16 protein-coding genes are annotated in these 17,811 nt (G+C 69.9%); 7 read left to right on the forward strand and 9 right to left on the reverse strand.

Annotated features, from left to right (window positions below; genetic code table 11):
- Nucleotides 1-70: 70 nt before the first annotated feature.
- Together guaB and QWY76_RS16145 are read right to left on the reverse strand one after the other, a co-directional pair.
- The gene (gene guaB / locus QWY76_RS16140) at nt 71-1,540 is read right to left on the reverse strand and encodes an IMP dehydrogenase (RefSeq protein WP_290312344.1); all 1,470 of its coding nucleotides are present in this window, start codon (nt 1,538-1,540) and stop codon (nt 71-73) included.
- 77 nt (nt 1,541-1,617) lie between these two features.
- A complete protein-coding gene (locus QWY76_RS16145; protein WP_290312345.1) occupies nt 1,618-2,430 on the reverse strand; it encodes an alpha/beta fold hydrolase in 813 nt (270 codons plus the stop codon).
- A gap of 120 nt (nt 2,431-2,550) precedes the next feature.
- Between QWY76_RS16145 and QWY76_RS16150 the strand changes: the two genes are divergently transcribed.
- Nucleotides 2,551-3,114, forward strand: coding sequence for a CGNR zinc finger domain-containing protein (locus QWY76_RS16150; protein WP_290312346.1), 564 nt, complete (start codon nt 2,551-2,553; stop codon nt 3,112-3,114).
- A gap of 115 nt (nt 3,115-3,229) precedes the next feature.
- Here QWY76_RS16150 and QWY76_RS16155 read toward each other — a convergent pair whose 3' ends face one another.
- The 3 genes from QWY76_RS16155 to QWY76_RS16165 are packed head-to-tail and all read right to left on the reverse strand — an operon-like array spanning nt 3,230 to nt 6,356.
- Nucleotides 3,230-4,291 (reverse strand): ABC transporter substrate-binding protein, encoded by a 1,062-nt coding sequence (locus QWY76_RS16155; protein WP_290312347.1) that lies wholly within the window; start codon nt 4,289-4,291, stop codon nt 3,230-3,232.
- Nucleotides 4,288-5,691, reverse strand: a complete 1,404-nt coding sequence (locus QWY76_RS16160) for a sensor histidine kinase (RefSeq protein ID WP_290312348.1) — start codon at nt 5,689-5,691, stop codon at nt 4,288-4,290. The genes QWY76_RS16155 and QWY76_RS16160 overlap by 4 nt, the downstream gene beginning before the upstream one ends.
- Nucleotides 5,688-6,356 (reverse strand): response regulator, encoded by a 669-nt coding sequence (locus QWY76_RS16165; RefSeq protein ID WP_290312349.1) that lies wholly within the window; start codon nt 6,354-6,356, stop codon nt 5,688-5,690. Before QWY76_RS16165 ends, QWY76_RS16160 begins: the two co-directional genes overlap by 4 nt.
- Before the next feature lie 136 nt (nt 6,357-6,492).
- On the opposite strand from QWY76_RS16165, the gene QWY76_RS16170 reads away from it, so the two are divergent.
- From QWY76_RS16170 to QWY76_RS16185, 4 genes are all read left to right on the forward strand, one after another.
- Nucleotides 6,493-7,473, forward strand: a complete 981-nt coding sequence (locus QWY76_RS16170) for a Bug family tripartite tricarboxylate transporter substrate binding protein (RefSeq protein WP_290312350.1) — start codon at nt 6,493-6,495, stop codon at nt 7,471-7,473.
- Entirely contained in the window at nt 7,470-7,919 is a 450-nt protein-coding gene (locus QWY76_RS16175) for a tripartite tricarboxylate transporter TctB family protein (protein WP_290312351.1), read from the forward strand. The genes QWY76_RS16170 and QWY76_RS16175 overlap by 4 nt, the downstream gene beginning before the upstream one ends.
- A 12-nt stretch (nt 7,920-7,931) precedes the next feature.
- Nucleotides 7,932-9,449, forward strand: coding sequence for a tripartite tricarboxylate transporter permease (locus QWY76_RS16180; protein ID WP_290312352.1), 1,518 nt, complete (start codon nt 7,932-7,934; stop codon nt 9,447-9,449).
- 63 nt (nt 9,450-9,512) lie between these two features.
- Nucleotides 9,513-10,580 carry an AbrB family transcriptional regulator gene (locus tag QWY76_RS16185; RefSeq protein ID WP_290312353.1) on the forward strand — a complete coding sequence of 356 codons (1,068 nt, stop codon included), beginning with the start codon at nt 9,513-9,515 and terminating at the stop codon, nt 10,578-10,580.
- A gap of 80 nt (nt 10,581-10,660) precedes the next feature.
- Here the strand turns inward: QWY76_RS16185 and QWY76_RS16190 are convergent, their stop codons facing one another.
- Genes QWY76_RS16190 through QWY76_RS16205 form a run of 4 tightly spaced genes read right to left on the reverse strand, consistent with a single transcriptional unit; the run spans nt 10,661 to nt 15,302 of the window.
- Complete coding sequence (locus QWY76_RS16190) at nt 10,661-11,032, reverse strand: AtuA-related protein (RefSeq protein WP_290312354.1); 372 nt, start codon at nt 11,030-11,032, stop codon at nt 10,661-10,663.
- Nucleotides 11,013-12,401, reverse strand: a complete 1,389-nt coding sequence (locus QWY76_RS16195; protein ID WP_290312355.1) for an acyclic terpene utilization AtuA family protein — start codon at nt 12,399-12,401, stop codon at nt 11,013-11,015. The genes QWY76_RS16190 and QWY76_RS16195 overlap by 20 nt, the downstream gene beginning before the upstream one ends.
- Nucleotides 12,398-14,308, reverse strand: a complete 1,911-nt coding sequence (locus tag QWY76_RS16200) for a TRAP transporter permease (protein WP_290312356.1) — start codon at nt 14,306-14,308, stop codon at nt 12,398-12,400. The genes QWY76_RS16195 and QWY76_RS16200 overlap by 4 nt, the downstream gene beginning before the upstream one ends.
- A 22-nt stretch (nt 14,309-14,330) precedes the next feature.
- On the reverse strand, nt 14,331-15,302 hold the full coding sequence (locus tag QWY76_RS16205) for a TAXI family TRAP transporter solute-binding subunit (protein WP_290312358.1): 972 nt from the start codon (nt 15,300-15,302) through the stop codon (nt 14,331-14,333).
- Nucleotides 15,303-15,447: 145 nt separating this feature from the next.
- On the opposite strand from QWY76_RS16205, the gene QWY76_RS16210 reads away from it, so the two are divergent.
- Together QWY76_RS16210 and xseA are read left to right on the forward strand one after the other, a co-directional pair.
- On the forward strand, nt 15,448-16,353 hold the full coding sequence (locus QWY76_RS16210; protein WP_290312359.1) for a LysR family transcriptional regulator: 906 nt from the start codon (nt 15,448-15,450) through the stop codon (nt 16,351-16,353).
- Between the two features lie 98 nt (nt 16,354-16,451).
- The gene (xseA, locus tag QWY76_RS16215; RefSeq protein WP_290312360.1) at nt 16,452-17,801 is read left to right on the forward strand and encodes an exodeoxyribonuclease VII large subunit; all 1,350 of its coding nucleotides are present in this window, start codon (nt 16,452-16,454) and stop codon (nt 17,799-17,801) included.
- Nucleotides 17,802-17,811 lie beyond the last annotated feature (10 nt).

Below are 17,811 nucleotides of genomic sequence, written 5' to 3' on the forward strand. Positions count from 1 at the left end.
GGGCCGAAAACGCGAAAGCTGGAAGCGGCGCGGCCACTTCCAGCTTCAAGCTTCCGGCGTCAAGCTTGAGTTAACCCGCGCGGTAGTTGGGGGCTTCCTTGGTGATCTGCACGTCGTGGACGTGGGACTCGTTGAAGCCCGCCCCGGTGATCTTCACGAACTCCGGCCGGGTGCGCATCTCCTCGACGTCGCGGCAGCCGGTATAGCCCATGGAGGCGCGCAGGCCGCCCATCAGCTGATGGACGATGGCGCCCATCACGCCCTTGTAGGGCACGCGGCCTTCGATGCCTTCCGGCACCAGCTTCTCGACGCCGGCGTTCTTGTCCTGGAAGTAGCGGTCGCTGGAGCCCTGGTTCTGGGCCATGGCGCCCATCGAGCCCATGCCGCGATAGGCCTTGTAGGTGCGGCCCTGGTAGAGCTCGATCTCGCCCGGGGCCTCCTCGGTGCCGGCCAGCAGGCCGCCGACCATCACCGCGCTGGCGCCGGCCGCCACGGCCTTGGCCAGGTCGCCGGAGTAGCGGATGCCGCCGTCGGCGATCAGCGGGATGTCGTAGGGCGCGAGCGCCTCGGCGACGTTGGAGACGGCGGTGATCTGCGGCACGCCGACGCCGGCCACCACGCGGGTGGTGCAGATGGAGCCGGGGCCGATGCCCACCTTGACGCCGTCGGCGCCCGCTTCCGCGAGGGCCTTGGCCGCCTCGGCGGTGGCGATGTTGCCGCCGATCACCTGGATCTGCGGGAAGTGCTCCTTCACCCAGGCCACGCGGTCGATCACGCCCTTGGAGTGGCCATGGGCGGTGTCGACGATGATCGCATCGACGCCGGCCTCGGCCAGGGCGGCGATGCGGTCCGGGGTCTCCGGGCCGGTGCCCACGGCGGCGCCGGCCAGCAGGCGGCCGTCGGCGTCCTTGGCGGCGTGGGGGAAGGTGCGCGCCTTCTCGATGTCCTGGAAGGTGACCAGGCCACGCAGCTGGAACTCGTCGTCCACCACCAGCATCTTCTCGACGCGGTGCTCCTGCATCTTGCCCTTGATCACATCCAGCGGCGTGCCCACCGTCACGGTGACCAGCTTCTCGCGGGGCGTCATGATGTCGGCCACGCTGTCGCCGTGGTTCGGCTGGAAGCGCATGTCGCGCTCGGTCACCAGGCCCACCAGGGCCTCCCCTTCCACCACCGGGAAGCCCGAGAAGCCGTATTCCTTGGCCATCGCCAGCAGGTCGGCCAGCTTGGCCTTGGGCCCGACGGTGACCGGGTCCTTGACGATCACGCTCTCGTGCTTCTTGACCTTGCGCACCTCACCGGCCTGCTGCGCGATGGTCATGTTCTTGTGGATGATGCCGATGCCCCCCTCCTGCGCCATGGCGATGGCCAGGCGGGCTTCGGTGACGGTATCCATGGCGGCGGAGACGAGCGGAATGTTCAGGTAGAGGTCGCGGGTCAGGCGTGTCCGGAGGCTGACGTCCTTGGGCAGAACCTCGGAATAGCCGGGTACGAGTAATACGTCATCGAACGTAAGAGCTTCTTGGGCCATACGTAGCATAATCGGCAACACCCAGTGCGCTGGTGGGAGGGGGAGTGAAGTTAATCCACCATTATAACGCTCCCCCCGACCTCCCATCAACGCAACACCTGCTCCAGCGCGGCGACGATGGCCTCTGGGGCATCCTCCTGGATCAGGTGCCCGGCCTCGGCCACCGGCGTGAGGGTCGCGCCGGGCAACTTGGTCTGCAGCTCGCGTCCTCGGCCGATGGGCACCCAGCGGTCCCGCTCGCCCCACAGCAGCTGCACCGGGCACCGCACCCGGGCCAGCAGGGGCGCGATCTCATCGGTGTAGCGCTGGTCCATCTGGGCGATCTGGCGGTAGAACCCCGCCTGCCCCACCTCGCCCCGCCAGGGGGCGCAATAGGTCTCCAGGGCCTCCTCGGACAGCGGCCGCCAGGCGGCGTCCTGCAGGTAGGCGCGCAGCAACGCCTCGTGGAGATAGGCCGGCAGGCCGCGGAAGGCCTCCTCGTGGCGACGGACATGCTGGACGAAGGGCGAGCCCCAGGGCGACAGCACGACCGGGTCCACCAGGGTCAGGCGGCGATAGTCCAGGCCATCGAGCAAGTGGGCGCGCAACGCCGTGGTGCCCCCGAAGTCATGGGCCAGCACGTCCGGCGCCTCGAGCCGCCAGTGCGCGAACAGCGCCGCCAACAGGCGGTTCTGCACGCCCAGCGAGACGTCCTGCCCGGCCCGCTTCGCCGAGCGTCCGTAGCCCAGCAGGTCGAAGAGGTGGACCCGCCGTCGATGCCGGAGATGCGGTACCAGGTGCCGCCACACCCGCGACGAGAATGGCGTGCCATGGATCGCCACCAGCGGCGGGCCCTCGCCCACCACCTCGGTATGCACGAACTGCCCCTCGAACTGGAACCCCGAGCGTGATGCCGCCATCCGACTAACCCCCTTGATCAATTTCAGGCATTAGCCAGTAAAGACCCGGCAGGCTAACTTGTAAAGAGCACTTCATGCATTATGCTGTCGAGACATCTCCTCACCCGGCACCGCACGCTCATGGACCGACACCCCTGGACCGACCACGACTTCATCGCCGGCGATCCCTGCCTCGACTTCCTCAACACCGTCGGGGATAGCGGCAAGACGCGCACCCAGGAGCGGCTGGTGGATGCCCGGGCGCTGGACGACTGGGCCCTGGCCCGGGGCCTGATCTCCTCGCACGGGGCACCGGCCAGTACCGCCCGGGAACTGGCGGCGGCGCTCGCCTTGCGCGAGCGCCTGCATGCCCTCTTCGCCTCGATCGCCCGGGGGGAGGCCGACGCCCTGGCCTGGGAGGCGGTACGCGGCGACCTGGCCGCGGCCCTCGCCGTCAGCCGGCTCGCCGCGCCGGACACGCTGGCGCTGGCCGCCCCGCGGCTGCCCGAGCGACTCGCCCTCGCCGCCCTGTCACTGCTTCACGACGGCCGCCTCTCGCGGCTCAAGGAATGCGCTCGCTGCAGCTGGCTGTTCCTCGACCAGTCCAAGGCCCGTCGACGCCGCTGGTGCCGCACCGAGGTGTGTGGCAACCGGGCGCGGGTCGAGCGCCATTACCGCAGGCGTCACGGTGGCGCCGCGACGTGACGCCTCACCTCGGGCCGTGCCGAGACCGGGCGACCGGGGAGCGGAGCCGGCGTGACGAGGGGCGGGGCGCCGCGCGGCGTGGCGCCGACGACAACCATGGCGGCCCTCGCCGCGCTCAGTCGTCGCGGCGGAACTCGCGGCGCCAGCGGGCCAGGAAGGCCTCGCGGCGCTGGGGATCGACGAAGGCCAGCAGCGAGGCATTGAGCGGAATCGGGTAGAGCCGCTCGCCCACCTGGTCGCGCAGCCGCGCCGCCGTGTAGGGCCCGACGATATCCGGGCGCACGCTGAACAGCGGGGTCTCGCCGGCCAGCACCCGCTGGCCCTCGCGGCCGAGCAGGAAGTCGACGAAGGCCTCGGCGGCCTGGGGATGCGGCGCGTCGCGGTGGATGAACGCCATGCGCATCATCACCAGCGAGTAGTCCTGGGGCACCTGCACGATCACCTCGGGGTGGTCCTGGGCCCAGACCATGGCGTAGGAGCCCAGCAGGTTGTAGCCGAGCCAGTAGCGGCCCTCGCTCAGCCCCTCGAGCATGGCCCGGGTGCTGCCCTCGAGGCGGGCGTCGACCCGGCCCATGCCGGCCACCAGGTCCCAGAAGCGCGGCGTGTAGCGGGCGTCCTGCTGGAACAGGGTGTAGCCGACGCCGCTCTCCAGCGGTGAGTAGGTGGTCACCCGCCCCGCCAGCCGCGCCGGCTCGGTGGTCAGCAAGCGGTGCAGGTCGGCGTGGGTCTGGGGCGGCACCATGTGCCGCGACAGGTCGAGCCGGTAGGCCATGACGATGGGCTCGAAGGTGAAGCCGAATACCTCGTCGCGCCACTTGGCCCAGGCCGGCCAGCGCCGCGCCGCCGGGGTGTCCAGGCGCCGCGCGTAGCCCTCGTTGACCCGGGCCATCTGCCAGGGCATCGCCGAGCTGATCACCACGTCCGGGGCCGGTTCGCCGGCGGCGACGCGGGCATCGACCTCCAGGGTCGAGCGGTCGCGGAAGTCCAGCTCGATCTCGGGATGGGCGGCGCGGAAGGCGGCCAGCAGCGGCGCCACCACCTCGCGGTCCAGCGCCGCCTCCACCACCAGCGGCGTCGTCTGGGCGCGGGCCGGGCCGCCCGGGACCATCGCCAGCGCCAGCCCCAGGGCCACCAGCCCCGCCAGGCGGCGGGCGAGACAGGCTCGGGCGGCGATCATGGCGCGTCCCTCCCCTCGCACAGGGCCAGGTGCAGCGTCACCACCAGGCCATGGGGCTCGCGCCCGCCCAGCACCAGCCGCCCGCCGAGCCGCCGGGCGATCGAGTCGACGATCGCCAGCCCCAGCCCGGAGCCGTCGGTGTCCTGGCGCCCGCCGCGCTCGAAGGGCTGCATCAGCCGCTCGCGGGCCGCGGCGGGCACGCCCGGGCCGTCGTCCTCGACGAACAGCACCGCCGCATCGCCGTGGGCCGCCACGCCCAGGGTGATCACGCTGCCCGGCGGCGTGTAGCGCAGGGCGTTGTCGATCAGGTTGCCGAGCAGTTCGCGGATCGCCCAGCCCTCGGCGCGCACCCACAGCGGGCCGGCGGGCAGCTCGGCGAGGCCCAGGTCGTGGTGGCGCGCCACCTCGCGCCCGGCCCAGTCGAGCGCGGTCTCGCGCAGCACGGCGACGAGATCCACGGGGTCGACCTCGCCGGCCTCGCCGATATGGCGCAGGCGGGCCAGGCTCAGCAGCTGGCCGGCCAGGCGGCTGGTGCGCCCGGCCCCCTCGTGCACCGCCGTCAGGGCCGCCTGCCAGTCCGCCGGGTCCTCGCTCTGCAACGCCAGCTCGCTGGTGCTCTGCAGCCCGGCCAGCGGCGTCTTGAGCTGGTGGCTGGCGTCGGCGGTGAAGCGCAGCAGCGCCTCGCGGCTCTGGCGCTGGCGGGCGAACAGGTGGTCGAGGGTCTGGGCCAGCTCGCGCATCTCCTCGGGCACCCGGGCATCCAGCGGGCGCATGTCGTCGGCGTCGCGGTGGCGCAGCTGGCGGCGCAGCCGGCGCATCGGGCCCAGGGCCACGCGCAGGGCCATGGCCATCAGCACCCCGGCCAGCAGCACCATGGCCAGGAAGCGGCTCAGGGTGCGCTCGAAGAGCTCGTCGGCCAGCGCCACCCGCCCGCCCCGGGTATGGCCCACCCAGACCTGCACCGGCTCCTGGGAGACCCAGCCCGCCGAGTCGTACTCGCGGCCGTAGAGCCGCCAGGCGGCGCCGTCGAGGCGGGCGGTGAGCGCCATGGGCGCGCTGGCTACCCGCTCGCGCCAGGCCGGCTCGATGACGAAGGGCAGGTTGGTGGACACCGCCTCGCCGTCGGCGTCGAGCACGGCGTAGAAGACCCGCTCCTGGTGCCGGGTGGCGAGGATCTGCAGCGCCGCCGCCGGCACCTCCACCAGCGGCTCGCCCTGCTGCCACTGCACGGCCTCGGCGATGGTCAGGGCGGCGGCCTCGAGCTGGCTGTCGAAGGCCCGCTCGGCGGCCCGGCGGGTGCTCATCCAGGCCTCGACCATCAGCAGCGCCCCCAGCCCGGTCACGGTGACCAGCAGCCACACCGCCAGGCGGCGCTTGAGCGAGCCGGTCACCTCGATCACGCGGCGGCGTCCTCCAGCCGGTAGCCCAGCCCGCGGAAGGTGCGGATCTGCAGGCCCGTGCCCGACAGCCGCTTGCGCAGCCGGCTGACATAGACCTCCAGGGCATTGGAGCCCACCTCGTCGAAGCCGAACAGGCGCCGCTCGAGGACCTCCCGCGGGGCGATGCTGCCGGCGTGCAGCAGCAGACCCTCGAGCAGCAGCAGCTCGCGGCGCGGCAGCGCCAGCGGGGTGTCGTCCAGGCTCGCGGTGCCCGTCGCCGGGTCGAAGGCCAGTCGCCCGTAGCGCAGGCGGTTGTCGCTGCGCTGCTGGCTGCGCCGCAGCAGGGCCCGCACCCGGGCCTCCAGCTCGGCGAGTGAGAACGGCTTGGCCAGGTAGTCGTCGGCGCCGTGGTCGAGGCCGCTGACCCGGTCGTCGACGGCGTCCCGGGCGGTGAGGATCAGCACCGGGGTGGTGTCGCCGCGGTCGCGCAGCGCGGCCAGCAGCTCGAGGCCATCGCCATCGGGCAGCCCGAGGTCGAGCAGCACCAGGTCGAAGCGGTCGTGGCGCAGCGCGGCCGCGCCCTCGCCATGGGTGGTGAACACCTCGACGGTATTGCCCAGCGGGGACAGCGCCTGCTCCAGGGAGCGGGCGATCAGCGCATCGTCCTCGATGACCAGCAGGCGCATACGACCAATGTCTCAGGGAGTGACCGGGAAGGTGACAGGTTGATGACAGGTGGCGGCCCTAGCATCGCCCTGGCCATCACGCGATGGCGGGCGTGGCCCTTGCCCGCCCCACATAACAAGAGAACAGGAGTTCGTCATGAAGATCAACACGGCCATCCGCCACGCCTCCGGCATCGCCCTGCTCGGCGGCGCCCTGTTCGCCGGCCAGGCCCAGGCCGCCGGCGACACCGAGTGCATCGCCCCCGCCAAGCCCGGCGGCGGCTACGACCTGACCTGCCGCCTGGCGGCCAACGGCCTGCAGGAGACCGGGCGCATCGACGCGCCGATGATGGTGACCTACATGCCCGGCGGCATCGGCGCCGTGGCCTACAACCACGTCAACGGCGTGCGCAGCGACGACGAGAACCTGATCGTCGCCGCCAGCACCGGCGCGGCGGTCAACCTGGCGCTCGGCAAGTTCGGCCAGTACGACGCCGACGAGGTGCGCTGGCTGGGCGCCCTGGGCGTCGACTACGGCGCCATCGTGGTCAGCGCCGACGCCCCCTGGCAGACCCTCGACGAGCTGATGGCCGACCTGAAGGACGCCCCCGGCGAGATCGCCTTCGGCGCCGGCGGCACGGTGGGCAGCCAGGACTGGATGAAGGCCGCGCTGACCGCCAAGGCCGGCGACATCGACCCGCGCCGGCTGCGCTACGTGGCCTTCGAGGGCGGCGGCGAGGCGCTGGCCGCGCTGCTCGGCGACCATATCCAGGTGTTCACCGGCGACCTCTCCGAGCTCAAGTCCCAGCTGGAGAGCGGCAAGATCCGCGTGCTGGCCGCCCTCTCCGAGGAGCGCATGGGCGGGCCCTACGCCGAGATCCCCACCGCCGCCGAGCAGGGCTACGACGTCCAGTGGCCGATCTGGCGCGGCTACTACATGGGCCCGGCGGTCAGTGACGCGGCCTACGACGCCTGGGTGGAGCGCATGCAGGCCCTCGCCGAGGACCCCGAGTTCGCCGAGCTGCGCGAGGCCCGCGGCCTGTTCGCCATGTCGCGCTTCGGTGACGACTTCGACGCCTACGTGAAGGATCAGGTCGCCGACTTCAAGTCACTGGCCGAAGAAGTGGGTCTGAAATGAGGATCGCCGCCGACCGACTGCTGGGGCTTGCCCTGATCGGTCTGGCGGCGTTCATCGCCGTCCAGTCCCTTCAACTGGAAGTCCCTTTCAGCTACGAGCCCGTGGGGCCGAAAGCCTTCCCGCTGGGACTGGCGGCCCTGCTCGCCGGCCTGGCACTGGTGCTGGTCTTCAAGCCCGGCGAGGACGGCCACTGGCCGCACCCCGCCCTGGCGCTGAGGCTGCTAGTGGTGCTCGGCCTGCTGCTGGCCTATGCGCTGCTCTTCACTCGCCTGGGCTTCGTGCCGGCCTCCTTCCTGGTGGTGGCAACCCTGGCCCGGCTGTTCGACGCCAGCTGGCCCAAGGCACTGCTCACCGGTGCGCTGATGGCCACGGGCAGCTATTTCCTGTTCACCGAGGCGCTGGGCATCGCCCTGCCCACCGGCACCTGGCTGGCCGACGTCATCTAGAGGAGCGCCACCATGTTTGATTTCCTGATCGAGGGCTTCGGCGTCGCGCTGAGCCCGCTGAACCTGGGGCTGGCCTTCCTCGGCGCCCTGCTCGGCACGCTGTTCGGGGCGCTGCCGGGCATCGGGCCGATCAACGGCATCGCCATCCTGATGCCGCTGGCCTACACCCTGGGCCTGCCCGCCGAGTCGGCGCTGATCCTGCTGGCCGGCATCTATACCGGCGCCGAGTACGGCGGCCGGATGTCGAGCATCCTGCTCAACGTGCCCGGCGACGCCGGCGCGGTGATGACCACCCTGGACGGCCATCCGCTGGCCAAGAAGGGCCTGGCCGGCCCGGCGCTGGGCCTCTCCGCGGTGAGCTCGTTCGTCGGCGCCACCATCGCCATCCTCGGCCTGACGCTGTTCGCGCCGCTGCTCGCCGAGGTGGCGGTGATGTTCGGCCCCGCCGAGTTCTTCGCGCTGATGGTGTTCGCCTTCTCGTCGATGTCGGTGATGATGGGCAAGGACCCGATCAAGACCGCCATCGGCGCGGTGCTGGGCGTGCTGATCGCCACCGTGGGCGTCGACTCCGGCACCGGCGTGATGCGCTTCACCTTCGGCATGCCGGAGCTCTATGACGGCGTCGACTTCGTGGTGATGATCATCGGCCTGTTCGCGATCAGCGAGATCCTGCTGATGCTCGAGCACGCCCACCGTCGCGACGCCAACGACGAGATGCCGCCCCTGGGTCGCGTATTCGTCAGCCTCAAGGAAGTGATGTACTGCAAGGGCGCCATGGGCCGCTCGGGGCTGCTCGGCTTCATCATCGGCGTGCTGCCGGGCACCGGCGCCTCGGTGGCCGGCGCGGTGTCCTACACCACCGAGAAGCGCCTCTCCGACAAGGAAGGCACCTTCGGCAAGGGCGACATGCGCGGCCTGGCGGCCCCGGAGGCGGCCAACAATGCCTCGGCGGCGGGCTCCTTCGTGCCGATGCTGACGCTGGGCATTCCCGGCTCCGGCACCACCGCCGTGCTGCTCGGCGCGCTGATGCTCTACAACATCACCCCGGGTCCGATGATGTTCACCGAGCGCCCCGAGGTGGCCGGCGGGCTGATCGCCTCGCTGTATATCGGTAATATCGTGCTGCTGGCCTTGAACCTGCCGCTGGCCGGCGTGTTCGCCCGGGTGCTGACGATTCCGCGCTGGGTGCTGGTGCCGGCCATCGCCATCCTGGCCTTCGTCGGCGTCTACCAGCTGCACTCCGACCTGACCGCCATCTACCTGATGCTGATCATCGGCGTATTCGGCTACCTGCTGCGCAAGCTGGGCTTCTCGCTGGCCCCGGTGATCCTCGGCTACGTGCTGGGCGGGCTGATGGAGCAGAATCTGCGCCGGGCGCTGTCGATCAGCGGCGGCGACGTCGGCATCCTCTGGCAGTCCGGCATCTCGCTGGGGCTGTGGATTGCCGCCGCCGCGCTGCTGGTGCTGCCCTGGCTGCTGCCGAGACTGTTATCGCGCCGCACGCCGCGCGAGAATACCGGGCACCACTGAGCCCCTTCCCCGGGCCTGCCGCCTCTGCGCCGGCCCGGTCACCCGACAGGAGGTCACGACCGCGTGCACGCCACCCTGACCGCCCGCCTCGCCGCCCTGGGCCACTTCCTGCCGACCCTGACCCTGGGGCTGGCCGGCGGGGGCCTCGCCTACTGGCTCGACGTGCCGCTGCCCTGGCTGCTCGGGGCCATGTTCGCCACCACCCTGGCGAGCCTCGCCGGCGCCCGGCTGCGTTCGCCGGGTCGGGGCCGCAAGGGCGTGCTGGTGGTGATCGGCGTGATGCTCGGCGCGGCCTTCACCCCGGAGATGTCCGGCGACCTGCCGCTGTGGGCCGCCAGCCTGAGCGCGATGCTGCTGACCACGGCACTGATGATGGCCTTCTCGGTATGGTTCTCGCGGCGGGTCGCCGGCCACTCGCTGGATACCGCCCTCTATGCCGGGGTGCCCGGCGGCGTGTCGGCGGTCACCGGCATGGCGCTGGACTCGGGAGCGGACCTGCGGGTGGTCGGCATGACCCATGCGGTGCGCATCCTGGTGCTGCTGGTGGCCATCCCGCCGGTGCTCGACGGCATCGGCCACGTCAGCCTGCAGCCCAGCGGCATGGACCTGGCCCAGTGGCTGTGGCTGCCCGCGCCGGGGGATGCGGCCTGGCTGGCCGGCGCCGGCGTGCTGGGCGCCTGGCTGGGGCGCCGGCTGCGCCTGCCCAACGCCCTGCTGTTCGGCCCGGCGCTGGTCTCGGCGGGGCTGCACCTGACCGGGCTGACCCACGCCGCCATCCCGCCGACGCTGATCGCCCTGGCCCAGGTGATCATCGGCGTCTCGGTGGGGGTGCGCTTCACGGGGACCTCGCTGGCCCGGGTCGGCCATACCCTGGTGATGGCCGGGCTCCAGGCGCTGGGCCTGCTGGCGATCGCCATCCTCGCCGCCTGGGCCATCCACGCCGCGACGGGGGTGTCGCTGCCGGCGGCGCTGCTCGCCTACATGCCGGGCGGGGCGCCCGAGCTGAGCCTGGTCGCGCTGTCGCTGGGCATCGACCCGGCCTTCGTCACCTCGCACCACCTGCTGCGCATCACGGTGCTGATCCTGCTGATGCCGGTGCTGCTGGGCGCCTGCCGGCGCCTGAGGGCATAGGGATTCCCTGTAAGGGCTTGCTCAGCTCGAGCAGGAACAGACGCCCTTTCTGTACAGTCTCCAGACCGAGTCCTCACATCCTACGACACTTCACTGTCGTTAATGCCGACCGCCACCTCCATGCCCAACAGCAGAAAGGACAGCGTCTTGCCATGACCGTCCAGGTTCAGGGCGCCGTTGACGCCCCCCTGCAGCACATCATCGATCACCAGGTTCATGCCCCCCAAGCGAGGCATAGGATAACGGCGCACACGACTGGCACCACGATGGGCGAACAGGGCCAGCACCCGCTCTTCGGTCACTTGCGCCAGGAGCGTCTCGTAGTGATGTGGCTCATAGGCGAACAACGCCAGGTTGAGCCGGTCCCCCTTGTCGCCGGCCCGGGCGTGGGCCAGGCGGTGCAGCGGGACGACTTGGGAATCGACGGGATGATCAACTGGCGAGTGGTGCATGGTGGCTTTCCTCAAGCAGGGTGGCGAAGGCCTCGACGTCGGTGCGCTTGACCAGATAGGACGCCGTACACACGCGGCGCTGGAACTGGCGGCGTACCCCGCCACCGCCGGCAGGGCCGGCACAATAGAGGGCAAGCAACTCCTGGGCAGCCCGCTCGACCCACGCGCGCTCGGCGTGCTCGACGGCGAGCCTCAGACGGTAGTCGCCGTCGGCAGCCGCCGGCAGCCGGCGTTGCATCTCGCCATCGTCATCATCGAACACGCTGGCATGGCCCACGATGTCCAGGCGCTTGCGCAGCTCGGGTGGGGCACGAAACGCCAGGCGTTCACGCAGAACATCCGCCGCCAGGTGAGCCCGCGCCAGGGCGTTGGGCCCGGCGTACGAGATCTCGGCCTCGCCCTGCCAGCCCCCTTCGTAGCACACAGTGGTCTTGAGTCGCTCAGGCGCTGGCTTGCCCCGAATGCCGCTGATCTCGACACGATCGGTCCCGAGGAGCCGCACGCTGACGTGGCTGAGGTCCACCACCACGTCGGGTGTCAGGTAATTGGCCGGATCATGTACCTCATAGAGCAACTGCTCCTTGACTGTCTGTTCGGTCACGCAACCGCCGGTCCCCGGTGGCTTGGTCACCACCAGGCGACCATCGGCTTCCACTTCGATGATCGGATAGCCCAGCGTCGCCAGACCGGGCACCGCCTTGACGCCGGGATCGGCGAAATAGCCGCCACAGACCTGGGCACCGCACTCCCCAAGGTGGCCTGCCATCATGCCGGCGGCCAGGCGGTCCCAGTCATTCCAGGCCCAGCCGAAGTGATGCATCAACGGCGCCAGGAACAGGGCGGGATCGGCGACCCGTCCCGTCACCACCACCTCTGCACCGAGCTCCAGGGCCTGTACCATGGGAGAGGCCCCCAGATAGACGTTGGCCGAAATCAGCGCCTGGTCACGGGGCAACGCGCGCGTCTCGGCCTCCCAGGGGGAGAGATCGAGACCATCGAGACGAGCGCGGATATCATCACCATGCACCCGGCCGACCCGCGCCGCAGGATATCCCGCCTGCTCGGCGAGTCGCGCGACCACGTCACAGGCCCCCGCCGGATTGGCGGCGCCGAAGTTGCCGAGGATGGCGATGCCGTGGTCGAGACAATCCCGCAGCACGGGCGACAATAACTCGCCCAACAGCGGCTCATAGCCGGCATCCGGATCGTCGCGCATGACACGATGCGCCGCGGCGAGGGTTCGCTCACCCAGTGTCTCGAAGACCAGGGCGGAGGGCTGTCCGCGACGGATCAGTTCGGCGACCACCGGGATCGCCGCATCGGTGCGGTCACCGGAGAAACCGGCCCCGCTGCCTATCAGAAAGGTCATGAGCGACTCTCCTCGGCTGACACGTGATTCGAGACGAGGCCATCGCCGGCGGTGTCTCGCCGGGACAGCATCAGGCGCCGGCCATACAGCCCTCCCAGGAACAGCAGGGCGGAGAAGGTCGTCAGCCATCCCGGTGTCAAGGCCAGGCCGACAACCAACAGCAAGCCGGCGGCGTCCAGGATTCGCCTCCCGGTGATGGACGCCCGTGACATCAAGGCGGCGAACGCCAGAACGAACGCCACTCCCTGACAGGCGGCCAGGGCGATGTCGAGCCAGCTGCCGAAGCCCGCCAGCGACGGATAGATCAGCAACAGGAAGGGGATCACATAGATCACCGCAGCAAGCCGCACGGCCTCACCCGCCGCCGGCAACCAGTTGGTCTGGGCGATCCCCGAGGCGACGAACACCGCCACGCACACCGGTGGCGTGATCACCGACAGGGTGGCGAAATAGAACACGAACAGGTGGGCGATCAGCGGCTCGACACCGATGTCGGTCAACGCTGGCGCCAACACCGAGGCCACCAGGACATAGGCCGCCGTGGTGGGAATGCCCATGCCCAGGATCAGACACACGCCTCCGACGATCGCCGCCACCAGGAACAACGACTGGCCGCCGAGATCGACGATCAGGCTGGCAAGCGTCACGCCGATGCCGGTCATGCCGATCATCGCCACCAGGATCTGGGCGCCGGCCAGCAGCACACCGATGATGACCATGCCCTTGCCGGCATCCATCAGGCCGGCGAGCAGCTTGGCGAGGATATCGCGCCACGCTTTCCCGGCCAGCACGGCGAACAGGGTGAAGGAGAGGAAGGTCATCAGGATGCCGAAGAAGGCCGAGGTCTGGATCGACCGGCCGCTGAGTACGCCATAGAAGAGCCCGCCGAGGGCGGCCAGGATCGGCACCAGGCGCTCGGCACGCAGGATGTCACGCCATACAGGCAGCTCGTCGTCCGGCACAACGCGCAGGCCGCGACGCCGGGCCACCAGCTGGATCGTCACGAACACGCCCAGATAGAAGAGGATGGCCGGCAACAAGGCTGCCAGGGCGATGCGTACATAACTCTCGCCGAGGATCTCGGCCATGATGAAGGCCGCCGCACCGAGGATCGGCGGCGCGACCTGTCCACCAGTGGACGCCACTGCCTCGACGCCGGCAGCGAAGGGGCGCGGATAGTCCAGACGCTTCATCATGGGAATGGTGAAGTTGCCGGTGGTGGCGACATTGGCCACGGCGCTGCCGCTGACCATGCCGAACAGGCCCGAGGCCACGGTGGCCACCTTGGCGGCACCGCCCGGCGAGCGCCCGCTGATGCGCAGCGCCAGGTCCATGAAGGTCTGTCCCCCACCGGTGTGCAGCAACAGGCAGCCGAACATCACGAAGGCGGCAATGGTGGTGGCGGCCACCCCGACCAGCATGCCCCACACTCCCAGGTCACCGAGATAGATCGTCTCGGTGATGAAGGCCAGGTCGAAGCCGCGGTGCCCCAGGCTGCCGGGGATCAGAGCCCCGAAGTAGGCATAGGCCAGGCCGGCAATGACCAGCAGCGGAAAGATGGCGCCGATGGCACGCCGTGACAGTTCCAGGATCGCCACCAGCAGGACACCGGTCATCAGCATGTCCCGAGGTGTGGCCCAGGGCAGCTCGACGAGGATGCGCTGATGGTTCAACACCACATAGCCGCAAGCCGCGATCGCCCCCACGGCCAGGCACAGATCCACGGCCAGGCCCAGCGGCCGCCAGCGAGTGCCGGCCGCCAGGGGATAGACCGTCAGCCCCAGCAGCAGAACCAGGGCGAGGAAGATCCCGCGCTGGACTAAGCTCTCGAAGGGCCCGGTGGCCGACGTATAGAGGATCAAGCCTCCCAACGCCAGGGCCAGCCCCTTGGTCAGATGTTCACGCATGCGTTTCTCCTCTCGGCGTGCGTTACTGGGCCGGCTGCAAGGCCTCGGGAATCTCGTAACCCTGCTCCCCGAAATAGCGCGCCGCCCCGGCATGCAGCGGGACACTGCCCACCTCGAGGGTCATCTTGGCCATGTCAGCCCCTTTCACCGCAGAGAAGGCATTGGCCTGAGGCTCGGGAGTTTCCATGATGGCCTTGACGATCTGGTAGGCGGTCTCCTCGTCGAGGCCGGGCTTGGCGTGCACGGCGACGCCAAAGGCCCAAGTGCGGTAGGCGGGAGCACCCTCTGCGGCCCCTTCGGGAATCTCGACGACGGCGACATCCGGCATTCTTTCCTGCAGCGTTGCCGCCTGCTGCTCGCTGAGCGACAGGATCTCGATCGGGGTGAAGGTGGCGATGTCCATGGTCGAGCCATCCAGACGCTCGCCGACGCCGGATTTGACATAGCCGGCAATGCGTCCGTCCTTGATCGAATCGACCACATCGGTGGTGGAGCCACGTACATAGTCCGGCGCGATGCCCAGGGTCTGCATGACCGCTTCGGTGGTGCTCTCGGTGGCCGAGCCGGTGATGCCGGGATTGAGGCGTACGCCCTCGAGCGCGTCCAGCGATGTCACACCCGCGTCGGCGCGCATCACCACGTTCTGCGGTGCCACCGTATAGACCCACAGCAACCGACTGTCGACGGGACGACCATCGAAATCGTTGAGGCCCTGATAGGCGTGATAGCCGGTATTGGTAGTCACCAGCCCCAGATCGATCTGATCGCGTCTAAGTCGGCGCAGGTTGTCCACCGTGGCTCCGGTCTCGGCGACCGAAGAGCTGACATCCTCGACCTGGTTGTTGATGATCTGGTTGACGGCAACGAAATAGCTGTAATGGCTCGAGGAGCTCGAGGTCGAGCCGATCAACAGACGCTCTTCGGCATGGCTGGTCGCGACGGTGCCGAGCAGGGTGATACCCGCGGCCAGGGCAGAGATGAACGACTTGTGCATGGTAGCGGCTCCATGGCCCGCATGGCGGGCCATTGTTGTTGTGAATTGTGGGTGGGTACCCGAGGATGCCCCCTCACTTGGCAGCTTCACTCCGCTCTTTTATTTTGTATATTGAAATGTTTTTAATCTCTCTTAAACTTTTTAAATGAATCCCAGCATCAAGCAACTCAAGGCCTTCGTCGCCGTGGCACGGTCACGAAGCCTGGCCGAAGCCAGCGAGCGTGTGCACCTGTCGCAGCCAGCGCTGTCCATCGCTATTCGCAAGCTTGAGGAGACGGTAGGCGGGCCGCTGTTCGCACGAACTACTCGCCAGCTATCGCTGACGCCGGAAGGTGAGGCCTTCCTGCCGGTGGCGCTGCGCTTGCTGAACGACTGGGAGGAAGCGTTCGCGGACCTCAACGAGCTGTTCTCCAAGCAGCGCGGCAAGATCACCCTGGCCGCCCTGCCTACCTTGGCGGCGGGACTACTGCCCGGCATCATCGCCGACTTTCGCGAACGCTACCCACGGATCAACCTGAGCCTGCATGATGTTCTAGCCGACGAAGTCAACCAGCAGGTCCGTGAGGGGCGGGCCGACCTGGGATTCTCGGTGCCGCCGCTAGCATCGGAAGACCTGGTGTTCGAGCCCCTGGTGGTCGACCGCTACGTGATGATCTGCCCGCTGGAGCATCCCATGCTCGGGCAGCCCAGCGTGAGGTGGGAGCAGTTGGCCGGCTTTCCCTTTATCGGGCTCAACCGGCTGTCCAGCGTACGCCAGGACATAGATCGGATCATGGAGGAGGTCGGCCAGCCGCTGGACATCCTCTGCGACGTCAATCAGATCGCCACGGTGGGTCGGATGGTGGCGGCGGGGCTGGGCATCGGCGTGCTGCCCTCGCTGAGTTTCCGCCAGATCGCCACCGATGGAATCGAACAGCGGCCACTGGTCGCACCGACCATACGGCGCGAGCTGGGCATAGTGATGCGCCGACGCGACCCGCTGTCGGCGGCCACCTCGGCGTTGAAGGCGATGATTCGGGAGACAGCCAACCGTAGTTGCCATGGGCCCTGATAGAACTACCTGATGATGCCGCACCTCGACCGGCGTAGTCTCACGCACGAGGGTCCGCTACAGTACGAGGCGCCGCACAGCCCAGACTAGGACTCCCCATGCTGACCGACGACAGCCCCGCCCTTTCCGTCAGCGAGCTCAACCGCCGCGCCCGCCAGGCGCTGGAGCAGGACGTCGGCGACGTCTGGGTGGAGGGCGAGCTGTCCGGGGTCTCGCGGCCGGCGTCGGGCCATGTCTACTTCACCCTCAAGGACGAGCGGGCCCAGCTGCGCTGCGCGCTGTTCCGCAATCGCGCGCGCTTCATCGCCGCGCCGATGCGCGACGGCGATCACGTCAAGGTGCGCGGCCGGGTGTCGCTGTTCGAGCCGCGCGGCGACTACCAGCTGATCGCCGAGGCGGTGCAGGCGGTGGGCGAAGGCGAGCTGCTGGCAGCCTTCGAGCGGCTCAAGGCCAAGCTCGACGCCGAGGGGGTGTTCGCCAACGCCCGGCCGCTGCCCTACCCCCCGCGCCACCTGCTGGTGCTCACCTCGCCCAGCGGGGCGGCGATCCGCGACGTGCTGGCGGTGCTGGCGGCGCGCTGGCCGCTGGCCCAGGTTACGCTGATCCCGGTGCCGGTGCAGGGCCGCGAGGCGGCGCCGGCGATGATCGCGGCGCTGGGCCTGCTCAATCGCCAGGCGGCGCTGGATCCGGAGCGCGATGCCATCCTGATCACGCGCGGCGGGGGGAGCCTGGAGGACCTGTGGGCCTTCAACGACGAGCACCTGGCGCGGGCGCTCTTCCACTCGCGGCTGCCGGTGATGTCGGCGGTGGGTCACGAGGTGGATGTCACCCTGGCCGACTTCGCCGCCGACCGGCGGGCCCCCACGCCCTCGGCGGCGGCGGAGCAGCTGGTGCCGGACCGCGCCGAGTTGCTCGCCCGGCTGCGCATGCTGGAGGCGCGCCTGGTGCGCGCCGCGCGGGCGCGGCTCGACACCGAGGCCCAGCGGCTGGATCACCTGCGGGCACGGCTGCGCCATCCCGGCGAGGTGCTGGGCTATCGGCGACGCCAGCTGGAGCAGCTGGAGGGCCGCCTGGCGCGGGCCATGGGCGCCCGGCTCGAGACGGCCCGGCAGCGCGAGCACCAGCTGCGCCAGCGACTGGCGCTGCGCTCGCCGACGGCCCTGGTGGCCCAGGCCGAGCGGCGCCTGGCGCTGGCCCACCAGCGACTGCACCAGGCCATGCCCCGGGAGCTTTCCCGCCACCGCGAGCGGCTGACCGCCCTGGCCCGGGAGCTGCAGGCGGTCAGCCCCCTGGCGGTGCTCGGCCGGGGCTATGCGATCCTCGAGAACGATGCGGGACGGGTGATCCGCCGGGCGGCGGACACCGCGCCCGGGGAGCGCCTGGAGGCGCGCCTCGGCGAGGGCCGGCTGGCCCTGGAGGTGTTGCCCGGGGAGGACGCCGCCGACTGACGGCGCCCGC

The sequence above is a fragment of the Halomonas maura genome, from assembly GCF_030409305.1.
GTDB classification, from domain to species: Bacteria; Pseudomonadota; Gammaproteobacteria; order Pseudomonadales; family Halomonadaceae; genus Halomonas; species Halomonas maura.